Genomic DNA, 12,799 nt, shown 5'->3' with positions numbered 1-12,799 from the left:
GCTCTTTTTGAGCATGTGCCGGAAGTTTATCACAGATGAACAGATTGTATAGGGCAATACAGGGATTTCGGTTGCCTGTAAGTGTATATCCTTATAAATCTGTTCATCTGTGGTGAAAGAGACTTTAAGACCTGTTGTTGTCTTAGTCTTGCAATGTTTTACTTAATTCCCAGTTTCTTTGCGATATCCTTGGGAAGGGCATCTTTGTGAACCAGAATATTCATAGTCTTGTAAGCAACAAAAGCTTTAGAAGCATACCAAGTACCTTTGTACTTGTTGTTTGTACCCCAAGAGTTCTTAACCATGAAGTATTCTTTGCCGTTCTGGTCTTTAGCGATACCATAGATAATCATTCCATGGTCATCAGTTGTTTCCCAATTATCGAAAGCTGTCTGACGCATTTCCTGAGTGATTTTCATTTCCGGCAATGGTTTTGAAGTCAACTCTTTGCGTTTGTCGGCAGCAGTCATTCCTGTCCAGCGTGCCATGTCCGATCCTGTCAGTTCGGCACCTTTGGCTGCATCCGGAACTACAGCGATACCGTCACGGGTAAATCCTTCTTCGCTCACGTCGCTACCCCATGCAAATGTATATCCGTTCTTTACAGCGTTATCCATTACAGCCATAAATTCGTCGAGCGGCAGGTTGTATGACAATCCGTTACGCCAGTTGTCCTGGATTTCGATGGCAAACTGAGAATAGAACGGGTGATGTGTGTACGAAGTCAGAGATACATAGTCGTCCGGATTAAGTCCCAAAGACTGTGCAAAAGTCATCGGAGTATACTCTTTGCCTTTGTAAGTGAACTTTTCCGGGCATTGTCCCAGGTAAGTATCATAAATAGCGCAAAGGCCCTTCTTCCATACCGGAGTCAGTTTCTTCAGATTACCTTTGGCAATAGCATTAACATAGGCTCCTGCTGTTGCATCCAGTTCGTTGTGAACAGGCAGTGAGTCACCATACATGATTCCCGGCATAGCATCCTGCGGTACAAGTCCGTAGTTCTTCATACAGAACATGATATCATAGAAACTTCCTCCCGGAGAGAAAGAACTGTCGCCATGATAGCGAACGTAGTTAACAGCGCGGTCAACCATCGTGTGGTGTACAACGAACATTTCAGAAAGATCGTATTCACCCTTTCCTGTGCGGAGCAATTCCGATTCGAGAAAACCGAGGCTTGAGAAGCTCCAGCAAGTGCTCGAACGGTTCTGATTCTTAATGGATGTAATCGGGTTTTCTTTCACAGTAGTGAAAACGAAGCCTTCTTCTTGTGGTTTGTCTTGGGCCAATGCACTCAGACTGATCAGGCCTAAAGCGGCCAGGAGGATTGTCTTTTTCATTATTATGTCGTTTTTATTAATATTTATGCGACAAAGATAGCTGAATATCCCCAAATATGGAAATGAACGTCTATCTTTACTGCTATATTTTAGCGTTTTATTCTCGTTGTCGCAGCATTGTTTCTATATTCTTTGGGCGAAACTCCCACATATTGTTTAAAATATTTGCCAAAGAAAGACTGTGTCGGAAAATTCAGTTGGTCTGCTATCTCTTTTATGCTCAGATCAGATTCCTCCAATAATTGTTTCGCTTCGGTTATCACCATCCGTACGATCCATTGCAAGGCACTATCTCCTGTTTTCTCCTTGATGATGGCCGAGAAATAACGGGGAGTGATATGCTGCATCCTTGCATAAAAAGAGACGTCACGTTCCTTGCGATAGAAACGGAACAGAGACAGCATGAAATTCTGAAAGACAACATCTTTTTTCCCTTGTTGTAAAGGCTGCAAGGGCTGGTTGGTAAAATACATGTTTAAGATTTCATAGCAGATAGTCTGTCCCATCGATTTTATCAGTTCCAGTTTCAGATGCTGGTACTGGACATTCTCCTTCTGGCAGTCTTCCGCATTTATCCTATCCCATAGATTGTTCAGCAAATATTCAAAATGGGCACATTGTTCACCGGACAAGGAGACACATGGATTTTTCCGCATAAAGAGCTGGCTTTCCACATTTATCACTTTGTTTACAATCGGTAGAATATAGTAAAAGTCCACTTCAACCATAATCCCCTCGGCATCTTCACTCTTATGCAACAAGTGCACCAAGGTAGAAGCCATATAGATATAAACATCCCCGGGTTTGATATGATAATGGCAACCTTCCAAAGAGACTTCCACACTGCCGCGTTGACAATAGAAGATACCACATTTATTGAATGTCGAAATTATTTGTCCCTCTTTAAGTATTTGAAACGTATCACTGGTAAGCAGAATTCTCCGAAAAGGCATTTGTTGTTCTATCATTCTTCTGTTCTTAAATTATAAACCGGCTACAAAATAAATACAAATCGCAAAGTTTTTACCTGTATACAGACTGAAAAAGATACAAATAGAACAATTTATCATTCATTTCAACCTTTCTATCTCTTCCCTTCCCAATAACTTTGCATATGAAATACAAAAGTACGCAAATTATGAAACAGATTTATCTTATTCTGACAGGGATTTTTCTTATGCTGTTTATTTCCTGTGCCCGGCACACCAAGGAAAATAAAGATTGTCAAACAGTAAAAATAGACACAGTCATTGCTGCTGATAAACAGAAATTTCTACAATTTCCGGGGAGAGTAAAAGCCGCTCAGGACATTAGTCTTTCTTTTCGGGTAAGTGGCACTATCAATAAAATATACGTGAAAGACGGGGCGCAAGTACGAGCGGGGCAGCTCCTGGCCGAATTGGATCCGACTGACTATCAGGTACAACTGGACGCTACGGAAGCTGAATACCGTCAGGTAAAGGCCGAAGCGGAAAGGGTCATGGCTCTCTATAAAGAGAACGGAACCACACCCAATGCCAATGACAAGGCTGTCTATGGACTGAAACAAATCACAGCCAAATATAAACATCATCAAGATCAGTTGGCATATACCCGCCTTTATGCTCCTTTCAGCGGATATGTACAAAAACGTTTGTTCGAAGCCCATGAGACCATAGGAGCCGGCATGCCTGTCATCTCGATGGTAAGTGCAGGTGCACCCGAGGTGGAAATCAACTTGCCGGCAGCTGAATATATCCGGCGTAACCGGTTCAACCGCTATCACTGTACATTCGATATTTATCCGGGAGAAACCTACCCGTTACAACTGATCAGTGTCACTCCTAAAGCAAATGCTAATCAGTTGTATACCATGCGACTTCAGCTAATACCCGGAAAACAGGCTGTTCCTTCTCCCGGAATGAATGCCATGGTGACTATCTTTTGCGATACAGATCGCTCCGGTACGTTATCCGTCCCTACCAGTGCCATCTTGCAGAAAGACGGAAAGTCGTATGTCTTTATCTACAATGCATCAGACCATACCGTACACAATTGTGAAGTATCTGTATTGCGGTTGACCAATGACGGGTACAGCCTTATTTCTTCTGACGGACTGCAACCCGGAGACAAAATCGTATCTTCAGGAGTACATCATATAGAAAACGGGGAAACCGTAAAAACTCTGCCTGAAATCACTCACACAAATATAGGAGGACTGTTATAATGGATATAAGTAAATGGGCATTCCATAATCGTAACCTGATTTATTTCCTGATAGCCGTCCTGATGTTCGGAGGAGCTTATTCCTGCTATCAGATGAGTAAACTGGAGGATCCGGAAATAAAGGTAAAACTTGCCATGGTGGTCACCACATATCCCGGGGCTTCGGCACATCAGGTAGAGTTGGAGGTGACCGATGTACTGGAAAAGAACATCCGCACCATGGGAAATATAGATAATATAGAAAGTTATTCTTATAATGATCTGTCACTTATACAGATTGAACTTCTGAGCACTGTGCCGGATGATGATGTGGAGCAATGCTGGGATATGCTGCGTCGCAAAGTCAATGATGCCCGGGCTTCACTGCCCGAAGGAGTCAGTGCTCCCATTGTAAAAGACGACTTCGGGAATGTGTACGGTATGTTTTACGCTTTGACCGGTGATGGTTTGTCTGATCGTGAGTTGTCGGACTATGCCGAACTGATTAAGCGTGAAGTCGGCGAACTGGAAGGGGTAGACCGGATAGATCTGTATGGAAAGCGTCCGGAGTGCATCAATATCTCTTTGTTGCAGGATCGTATGGCAAATTTGGGTGTAAAGCCTGCTGAAGTTCTTGCTACCCTGAACGGTCAAAACAAGACTACCTATACCGGCTATTATGACAATGGTGACAATCGGATCCGTGTGACTGTCAATGATAAATTCAAGACGGTAGAAGATATAGGCAAAATGCTTATTCAAGGACATGATGACGACCAACTGCGTCTGAGCGATATCGCACAAATAGAGAAAGGCTATGAAGAGCCGGTCCGTAACGAAATGTACTATGACGGTGAGCGTGCACTGGGCATTCTGATTGCCGCTACCAGTGGTTCGGACATCGTGAAAGTGGGACATGCCGTAGAGGCCAGACTGGCTGAACTCAAGGCCGAACGTCTGCCTGCCGGAGTCGAATATCAAAAGGTGTTCTACCAACCGGAGCGTGTGGGCGAGTCATTGGGTACATTTGTCATCAACCTGATAGAGTCAGTCATCATCGTAGTGCTTATCCTGATGATTGCCATGGGATTTAAGAGCGGGGTTATCATAGGCATCAGCCTGGTGGTTACTGTTTTCGGTTCATTCTTGTTTCTTTATTCCGCAGGAGGAACCATGCAACGTGTATCCCTGGCTGCCTTTGTGCTGGCTATGGGGATGCTGGTCGATAATGCCATTGTCATTATCGATGGGATATTGGTAGATCTGAAAGCCGGGAAAGACCGGATGGAGGCAATGACCGCCATAGGGCGGCAGACTGCCATGCCGTTGCTGGGAGCTACACTGATCGCCATCATCGCTTTCTTGCCGATTTATATGTCGCCGGATACGGCAGGTGTCTATACGCGCGATCTTTTTATCGTACTTGCCGTTTCTTTGCTGCTCAGCTGGGTGTTGGCGTTGGTTCATGTACCGTTGATGGCTAACCGTCGTCTGCATTTTGCCGTAGAAGCCGATAGTGGTGGCAAACGGGTTTACAAGGGGAAGATTTATGCCGCATTACGTACGGCACTTCGTTTCGGATTGGCACACCGGTGGAGTTTTGTCTTTACCATGGTCGGTTTGCTGGCTCTTTCTGTTTTTGGCTATCAGTACATGCGGCAGGGTTTCTTCCCCGATATGGTTTACGATCAGCTCTACATGGAATATAAACTCCCCGAAGGGAACAACTATACCCGCGTAGAACAGGATCTGAAAGAGATAGAAGCTTACTTGAAAGGGCGTAAGGAAATCACCCATGTCACAGCTTCCATCGGTGGTACTCCCGGGCGGTACAATCTGGTGAGAAGTGTAGCTAACCCGTCACTTTCTTATGGAGAACTGATCATCGACTTCACCTCTCCCGAGGAGTTGGTAGACAATATGGATGAAATTCAGCGCTATCTGTCGGCAACTTATCCGGATGCTTACATCAAACTGAAGCGCTATAACCTGATGTTCAAGAAATACCCCATTGAAGCACAATTTCTGGGACCCGATCCTGCTGTTCTTCACCAATTGGCCGACAGTGCACGCAACATCATGAAGAATACCCCCGAAGTATGTCTTATCACTACCGATTGGGAGCCTCAAATACCTGTCCTGACCATTGAATATGACCAACCTGCCGCACGCGCACTGGGTTTGAGCCGCAGTGATGTCAGTATGTCTTTATTGACTGCTGCCGGTGGCATTCCTATCGGATCTTTTTATGAAGGCATACATAAGAACAATATCTATCTGAAATGTCTGGATAAGGAAGGACAACCGATAGAGGACTTGGGCAATACACAAGTCTTTTCTGCCTTACCATCCCTGAGCGGGTTGTTGAACGAGGAGACCATGGTCAAGTTGAAGACTGGTACTCTTTCTAAAGAAGACCTGGTAGAAAGTATGATGGGGAGCACCCCGTTGCAGCAAATCAGCAAAGGAATCGATATTCGTTGGGAGGACCCTGTAGTGCCCCGTTACAATGGACAACGCAGTCAGCGTGTACAATGCTCGCCTGCTCCGGGCATTGAAACGGAGAAGGCACGATTGACCATTGCGGATAAGATAGAGCAGATACGGTTGCCCGACGGGTATTCATTGGTGTGGCAAGGTGAAAAGATAGCCAGCGACCAATCCATGAAGTATTTGTTCAAGAACTTCCCCTTAGCGATAATCCTGATGATCGCTATTCTGATTATGTTGTTCAAGGATTACCGTAAACCCATTATTATCTTCTGTTGCCTGCCGATGATATTCGTAGGGGTAGTGGGCGTGATGCTGCTTACCGGAAAGGTTTTCAACTTTGTAGCCATTGTGGGAACACTGGGACTGATTGGTATGTTGATTAAGAACGGCATTGTGCTGATGGATGAAATCACCTTGCAGATTAATGCCGGTATAGAACCGGTCACCGCGTTGATAGACAGTTCGCAAAGCCGTCTCCGTCCCGTAATGATGGCATCGCTCACCACTATTCTGGGGATGATTCCATTGCTGTCCGACGCTATGTTCGGTTCACTGGCAGCAGCCATTATGGGAGGGTTGCTATGCAGTACACTTATCACACTGCTTTTTATACCCATATTATATGCTTTATTCTTCAAGATAAGAAACGACTGATTAAAAAATGAGAACTGATGAAAAAGATAATTATACTTTCTCTTTGCTTTATGTTGTCGGACTTCTGTGCTCCGGCATTCGCACAGGAGACACTCAGCCTGCAAGAGTGTCGCGAAATGGCATTGAAATACAATAAAGAAATGGCGGCTTCCATTAAACAGACGGAAAGCACCCACTACACAGCCAAAAGTTACAAAGGGAACTTCTTCCCCAATTTTACAGCCAGCGGCACCGGACTTTACAGTAATGCCGACGGAAGTTACGGGATAGCCGGTGGCAATCTGCCCACTTTCCTGCCCGATGCGACCGGACAACTCATACCTAATGGCGGCTTTGCCTATTTTCCGGGTATCAACCTGGATTATAAGATAGGATGGGTCTATATGGGAGGGATACAGTTGGAACAGCCGCTTTATATGGGGGGCAAAATCACTGCTGCCTACAAGATGTCGGTACTGGGAAAACAGATGGCGCAGATGAATGAAACCCTGACTGCTACCGAAGTGATTCTGAAAACCGATCAGGCTTATGCTCTTGTCGTGAAAGCCAAAGAGATGAAGGTAGTAGCCGATGCCTATCATACGGTACTTACCGAGCTGAAGAAGAATGTAGAAAGTGCATACAAACACGGTCTGAAACCACAAAACGATGTATTGAAGGTACAGGTCAGGCTGAACGAGAGCGAGCTGGCTGTTCGTAAGGCGGAGAATGCGTTTCGGCTGGCTACCATGAATTTGTGTCATCTCATTGGAAAGCCATTGACTGCCGACATCCATGTTTCCGGTAACTTTCCGGAGATAGAGCAGGGATTGGAAATTCAGGTATTGGATATCACTGCCCGTCCTGAATATACTATTCTGGATAAACAAGTTGCCATAGCCAAACAGCAGGTGAAACTGAACCGCAGTGAATTGTTGCCCAAAATCGGTATCAAAGGTTCTTACGATTATGTACATGGTTTGGAACTGAATGACAAGAATTTCCTGGACAATGCCAGTTTTTCCGTCCTGCTCAATGTCAGCATACCGCTTTTCCATTTCGGTGAAAGGAGCAACAAAGTGCGCGCAGCCAAGGCGAAACTGGAACAGACCCGCCTGCAACAGCAAAGCCTGAACGAGCTGATGTTGCTGGAACTAACCCGGGCGGCCAATAATCTTGATGAGGCGAAACTGGAAAGCGAGCTTGCCGACCGTTCTCTCCAACAGGCCGAGGAAAACAGGCGTGTCAGCAAAAGCCAATATGAAGTGGGATTGGAAACCCTTTCCGACCATCTGGAAGGACAAGCCTTATGGCAACAGGCATACGAAACGAAAGTGAATGCACATTTCCAGCTTTATCTGAATTATGTGGCTTATTTGAAAGCGGCAGGTATATTATATAATAAGATTAATTTATAAAAACTTAAACCGATGAAAAAGAATCTTTATTGGATGGCAGCAGCATTCATCACTTTAACTGCTGTAGGTTGTACAAATGCGAAGAAAGCCAATGTATCTGCGGCAGGCAGCGATACCACACAAGTGGTAGATATGCATACTGCCGAAACCTCTCTCGATTACTATGGAGTTTACAAAGGTACGGTTCCGGCTGCCGATTGTCCGGGCATAGAACTGACCCTGACATTGAAGAAGGATCGCACCTATACGTATCATTGGGCTTATATTGACCGTAAAGATGCCGATTTCGATGAAACCGGTACGTTTACGGTGAAGGATAATCTGCTTACGCTTACTGAAAAAGGAGGCGAAGTGTCTTACTTCAAAGTGCAGGAAGGCAGCCTGGTGATGCTGAACAATGAGAAACAGCCTGCTACCGGTGCTTTGGCCGATGCCTATGTATTAAAGCAGGAAGAGGTGTTCCTCGATTGATTTATTGGATCTTCGCCCGGTACGTCCGTTCCGAAAAGGTAAAATTGAAAAAGAGTGTGACTCCCCGTTCCCGTTGCATGCCGTTAGGCAGATGAAGCTGGTCGCTGTATTTCACTCCCAGGGAGAGAACGTTGCCGTTGTACAGAGTGAAGTTGCTTCCTGCACTGACATAGTAGTTGGTTGCTTTCTTCTTCTGAATGACTATATAAGAGTTGCTGACGCCCGCTCCGAGTAACAGTTTCACCGGATTCCGGTAAATATTGCCTGCCGTATAGGCTGTGCCTGCCGACAATCGGTGTTGGTTCTCGAAGCGGACGTTGCTTTGTGATGACTTCATACGACTCCAATCCGTATATTTATATTCAGCTGTCAGCGTCCAGCGCGGACTGTTGTATGCAAGTCCCGCTCCCACAAACTGGGGGAGGCATTGGCGCACATGGCGTTGGCTTTCGTCAATCGATTCGTTGCCCGATGTGCTGCTTACCGACAAGGTATTGTCTTGTGCCAGGTCTTGCGAATATCCGTATACAGCTCCTGCCACGAGGTACTTATTCCGGCTCAGTGAAAATTTGTATTGCAAGCCGAAGTCAGCATAAAAGGCATGCTTGTATGAGCTTTCTTCCACACTGATACTTCCCTGGGTTTCTGTCTGTTTGATGGTCCCGGTTACGTAGGAAAGGTTAGCGCCGACAGAAAATCCCTTGAAAAGCCGATAGGCTGTACTGATTCCCATTTTAGACAATCCGCCTTCGCCTTCGAAGAGTGACGATACGGTGGAACTGCCGGTTCCCGTGATGTCCTGATCCAGTGTGATGGCATAGCCTACACTACTGACCGGTGCCATGAACACGGCTCCATACCAGCGTGGAGTGATGCGGCAACCGATGCTCAGGTTGTTCAGGTTACCTACCAGCGAGTGATTGCTCGTCCCGGTTTGTGTATATACCTTGTAAGCTCCCATTACTCCGGCGTCTATCAGGAAACGTTGCCCCTCGATGGCGGTAAGTGAGGCCGGATTGGCTGTATTCAGGAAGTTGTAGCTTTGCAAGGCAATTCCTGCTCCACCCAGTCCAGAGTATTGTCCGCCTTCTCCGGTGGAGAGTTCGCCCAGTCCGAACATGGAAGTCGGGGAGTTGGTGGTATTTTGACTATATATTAATAAAGTGGAGTGGCAAAGAGTAAGCAATAGAATCAGGTTTCTTTTCATGGGTTATATGTTTTATAAAGTAGGGTTAGTTTCACGGGATTGCTGTCCGGATGTCCGGTATCCCCGAATACGACTCCGTTCAGGGTAGTGAAGAATAAGTTGTCCGGGAGCATCAGTTGAAGAATCTTCCGGTTGTATCCTACCGTTCCCAGATTGCTTTGCAGGAAAGAGGTGATATCGAAGGAGTAATAGGTATCTTCTCCCATCATTTCATCTGTCACCAGGCTTCCGGTTTGTACGGAACTGCCTGAAATATCAGTCACTACATCTTCCGTCACATTGTTTTCATCGGCTGTATACAGTGTCAGCGATTCGGGAAGGGGATACTGTTCGCCATAAGTTCCTTTTACCGGATATAGCCGGAGCAGGGCGCTTTCGATGGTCACCAGCCTGCCTTCGGCACGCAGGTCATTGAGGAATGGAAAATCAATATTGATATACATGCCGGTCAACCCTTGCAGATAGGACTGGTGCTCCGATTTTTCAGAAGGAAGTCCGTTGTTGAGTCCGCTTTGCAAAGAGGAGAGTGCGGTCCGGCTGCGGTCACAACTGACTTGGTTGAACCTCAGATCGCTGTTGGGTAAAAAATCGGCGGACAGTTCCGTGGCATCCGTTTCCGTCTGATGATAATAGAGAGTGATGCATAAGCTTGAGTCGTTCACCATGAAACCGTTGACACAATTTCCCCCTTCTTCGGGAATAAATGCGATACCTTTGAAATAGTCGCGGAAATACTCTTGCGACTCCATCTCACGTGAACCGGCCTGGAAATGTTCGAACCACTCGACTCCCCATTCGTCGGGGAGGCGGATTTCATGTTCCCGGATTGTTTCGCCCGGGGTGGGGGTGAAAGTAAAGGAAGCCAGGGGAGTGGAGTGATAGGACACCTTCGAAGTAGTGTACAGATAACCTTCGTCCAATGACAGATTCTCCGATAGACTGTGCAGTGAGATACGTTGCGGACTCAGGGTATCTCCCAGATAGTTACCCGATGAATAGAACCGGATGGTAATGGAGTCGAATCTGTAGTCGGCATTTTCACTGAATGAAACTGTCGGTACGTCATATTCGGCATAGAAAGCAGCCTTTATCTTTCCCCAGACGGGATCGTCAATGGTTCCTATCTGGCAGACAGTGTCACCCGATGTGGCAAGAGAGTCACTCAGGATAGTGCTGAGGCGTACGGTACAGGTATCGGTTTGTATGGTTCGCAGGGAGCTTTCCACCCATTTACCTCCCGCCGTCGACAGTTCGTCACGACAAGAGGCGAGGAGTGATATCAAAAGAGTGATAAAAAACAAGGATAAGTTTTTTCGTTTCATGAATCGGATCATTTTTGCCGCAAAAGAAGACGATTTATTGTCCCTGTAAAAAAAGGATCGACTAATCGGAACGATTTATCGACTTCATTTTCGTTGGTAGAGAGAATGTGCCTGTTAGTCGATCCTTTTTTTTGCGCTTACCGATGTCGCCTACATTTGCGGTCAGTAATTAACGATTAAAAAAACAGAATAAAAGAATGACTGGAATAGAAAAAACAGTAACGAATAGGTCGGGGGCCGGAGTTTTGGTACTCTGTACCATACTTTTTTGCTTGTGCGCCTGTACGGAAGATGCTTCCTATACGGCAGGAGTCTGGTATCGCCGTTCGGACTTCGACGGGGTGGCACGTACCGATGCTGCCGGTTTCACGATTGGCAACAAAGGATATATCTGTGGAGGTTACAACGGGAAAACAACCCGTCTGGCCGATACCTGGGAGTATGACATCGACAATGACTGGTGGACGCAACGTGCCGATATGCCCGGTACGGTTCGGAATGCCGCTACAGGTTTCCCGGTGGGGAATAAAGGGTACATCACTACCGGTTACAATCCCGATCAGAAGTATCTGGCCGATACGTGGGAGTACGATCCGGAGACAAATACCTGGCGGCAAATGGATGACTTCAAAGGGGGAGCCCGTTATTATGCCCTTGGGTTTGGCATTGATAATTATGGCTATGTAGGTACCGGTTACAATGATAACTATTTGAAGGACTTTTATCGATTCGATCCTACTGCGGCAGCCGGTTCGCAATGGACTATCGTGAATGGTTTCGGTGGACAAAAGCGTCAGGGAGCCACAGCCTTTGTGATCAATGGAAAAGCCTATGTCTGTGGAGGACAGAACAACAATTCCGATGTGTCGGACTTTTGGCGTTTCGATCCTTCTGCCGCCACGCCGTGGACACAATTGAGAGATATTGCCAATACCAGCGACGATGATTATGATTATACTTCTATTGTCCGTTCTTACGGAGTCAGTTTTGTGATCGATGGAAAAGCGTATCTGACTTTGGGCTCTACTGCCGGAGGAAGTTATTATTCGAACTATTGGATCTATGATCCTGAAACCGATCTTTGGGAAGGAGACGACCTGACAGCGTTTGAAGGCAGTACACGCATCCATGCTGTCTGCTTTTCTACCGGAACCCGGGGGATCATTGCGACAGGCGGCAGTGGATCGAGTTCATACTTTGATGACACTTGGGAGTTGAAGCCTTATGAATATGAAGAAGAATAAGAGCATACTTTGGCTGACTCTCGCTATCTGCATGCTGATATCCTTCTTCTTATACCATCGGCATAAGGCTTGTAGGTATAGTCTCCAAATAATTGAAACGGAGAATGAAGGCGGATATGGTTACCGGATTCTTTGTGGCGACCGGGTAGTGATCTGCCAGCCATACATACCTTCACTTCCCGGACGGAAAGGGTTTGCTTCGGAAGAAGATGCCCGGAGAGTCGGAAATCTGGTACTGGAAAGGATACGGTCGGGAAGTGATTTCACAATATCGGCTTCCGACTTGGAGCAGGTGACGGAAACAAATGGATTCCTTTACAGGGCTCACTGAAAATCGATATTTGAAAATGTATTTGCAAACAGGAGAATGAAAAGCGATACCTTTTGGTCTTTATAAGGCAAGTTTAAGGTTTCTTTTTGATAGGTTTCGAAGCACTGCCCCGTTGGTTTTAAATTAACGGGGCTTACCTTTTAAACCCAAATA

10 protein-coding genes are annotated in these 12,799 nt (G+C 46.1%); 6 read left to right on the top strand and 4 right to left on the bottom strand.

All coding sequences use genetic code 11. The features are described from left to right. Window positions 1–158: 158 nt before the first annotated feature. Both BSHG_RS02675 and BSHG_RS02680 read right to left on the bottom strand, forming a co-directional pair. On the bottom strand, window positions 159–1,343 hold the full coding sequence (locus BSHG_RS02675) for an aminopeptidase C (RefSeq protein WP_005789686.1): 1,185 nt from the start codon (window positions 1,341–1,343) through the stop codon (window positions 159–161). 89 nt (window positions 1,344–1,432) lie between these two features. Then, complete coding sequence (locus BSHG_RS02680; protein ID WP_005789684.1) at window positions 1,433–2,311, bottom strand: helix-turn-helix domain-containing protein; 879 nt, start codon at window positions 2,309–2,311, stop codon at window positions 1,433–1,435. Between the two features lie 170 nt (window positions 2,312–2,481). On the opposite strand from BSHG_RS02680, the gene BSHG_RS02685 reads away from it, so the two are divergent. From BSHG_RS02685 to BSHG_RS02700, 4 genes are read left to right on the top strand one after another with little or no spacing between them, the layout of a single operon-like run. Further along, complete coding sequence (locus BSHG_RS02685; protein ID WP_011203256.1) at window positions 2,482–3,549, top strand: efflux RND transporter periplasmic adaptor subunit; 1,068 nt, start codon at window positions 2,482–2,484, stop codon at window positions 3,547–3,549. After that, window positions 3,549–6,674 carry an efflux RND transporter permease subunit gene (locus BSHG_RS02690; RefSeq protein ID WP_008661239.1) on the top strand — a complete coding sequence of 1,042 codons (3,126 nt, stop codon included), beginning with the start codon at window positions 3,549–3,551 and terminating at the stop codon, window positions 6,672–6,674. Before BSHG_RS02685 ends, BSHG_RS02690 begins: the two co-directional genes overlap by 1 nt. Before the next feature lie 17 nt (window positions 6,675–6,691). Then, entirely contained in the window at window positions 6,692–8,071 is a 1,380-nt protein-coding gene (locus BSHG_RS02695) for a TolC family protein (RefSeq protein ID WP_008661238.1), read from the top strand. Between the two features lie 12 nt (window positions 8,072–8,083). Beyond that, entirely contained in the window at window positions 8,084–8,542 is a 459-nt protein-coding gene (locus BSHG_RS02700; RefSeq protein ID WP_008661236.1) for a copper resistance protein NlpE, read from the top strand. A gap of 1 nt (window position 8,543) precedes the next feature. Here the strand turns inward: BSHG_RS02700 and BSHG_RS02705 are convergent, their stop codons facing one another. Then, window positions 8,544–9,749 (bottom strand): hypothetical protein, encoded by a 1,206-nt coding sequence (locus BSHG_RS02705; protein ID WP_008661234.1) that lies wholly within the window; start codon window positions 9,747–9,749, stop codon window positions 8,544–8,546. After that, window positions 9,746–11,071: a DUF4270 family protein gene (locus BSHG_RS02710; protein ID WP_008661232.1), complete on the bottom strand. Its 1,326-nt coding sequence runs from the start codon at window positions 11,069–11,071 to the stop codon at window positions 9,746–9,748. Before BSHG_RS02710 ends, BSHG_RS02705 begins: the two co-directional genes overlap by 4 nt. 197 nt (window positions 11,072–11,268) lie before the next feature. On the opposite strand from BSHG_RS02710, the gene BSHG_RS02715 reads away from it, so the two are divergent. Together BSHG_RS02715 and BSHG_RS0220715 are read left to right on the top strand one after the other, a co-directional pair. Beyond that, window positions 11,269–12,315 (top strand): Kelch repeat-containing protein, encoded by a 1,047-nt coding sequence (locus BSHG_RS02715; RefSeq protein WP_008661230.1) that lies wholly within the window; start codon window positions 11,269–11,271, stop codon window positions 12,313–12,315. Beyond that, window positions 12,296–12,646 carry a DUF4907 domain-containing protein gene (locus BSHG_RS0220715; RefSeq protein WP_032497496.1) on the top strand — a complete coding sequence of 117 codons (351 nt, stop codon included), beginning with the start codon at window positions 12,296–12,298 and terminating at the stop codon, window positions 12,644–12,646. The genes BSHG_RS02715 and BSHG_RS0220715 overlap by 20 nt, the downstream gene beginning before the upstream one ends. Window positions 12,647–12,799: the final 153 nt, after the last annotated feature.

Source organism: Bacteroides sp. 3_2_5 (genome assembly GCF_000159855.2).
Taxonomy (GTDB): Bacteria; Bacteroidota; Bacteroidia; order Bacteroidales; family Bacteroidaceae; genus Bacteroides; species Bacteroides fragilis.
The sequence above is the reverse complement of the archived record's forward strand: the minus strand, read 5'-3'. Positions and strand labels throughout refer to the sequence as shown.

What these genes read in the sequence shown, in the direction of transcription:
- BSHG_RS02675 (WP_005789686.1), bottom strand. Translation starts at nt 1,343, where the DNA reads ATGAAAAAGACAATCCTCCTGGCCGCTTTAGGCCTGATCAGTCTGAGT.
- BSHG_RS02680 (WP_005789684.1), bottom strand. Translation starts at nt 2,311, where the DNA reads ATGATAGAACAACAAATGCCTTTTCGGAGAATTCTGCTTACCAGTGAT.
- BSHG_RS02685 (WP_011203256.1), top strand. Translation starts at nt 2,482, where the DNA reads ATGAAACAGATTTATCTTATTCTGACAGGGATTTTTCTTATGCTGTTT.
- BSHG_RS02690 (WP_008661239.1), top strand. Translation starts at nt 3,549, where the DNA reads ATGGATATAAGTAAATGGGCATTCCATAATCGTAACCTGATTTATTTC.
- BSHG_RS02695 (WP_008661238.1), top strand. Translation starts at nt 6,692, where the DNA reads ATGAAAAAGATAATTATACTTTCTCTTTGCTTTATGTTGTCGGACTTC.
- BSHG_RS02700 (WP_008661236.1), top strand. Translation starts at nt 8,084, where the DNA reads ATGAAAAAGAATCTTTATTGGATGGCAGCAGCATTCATCACTTTAACT.
- BSHG_RS02705 (WP_008661234.1), bottom strand. Translation starts at nt 9,749, where the DNA reads ATGAAAAGAAACCTGATTCTATTGCTTACTCTTTGCCACTCCACTTTA.
- BSHG_RS02710 (WP_008661232.1), bottom strand. Translation starts at nt 11,071, where the DNA reads ATGAAACGAAAAAACTTATCCTTGTTTTTTATCACTCTTTTGATATCA.
- BSHG_RS02715 (WP_008661230.1), top strand. Translation starts at nt 11,269, where the DNA reads ATGACTGGAATAGAAAAAACAGTAACGAATAGGTCGGGGGCCGGAGTT.
- BSHG_RS0220715 (WP_032497496.1), top strand. Translation starts at nt 12,296, where the DNA reads ATGAATATGAAGAAGAATAAGAGCATACTTTGGCTGACTCTCGCTATC.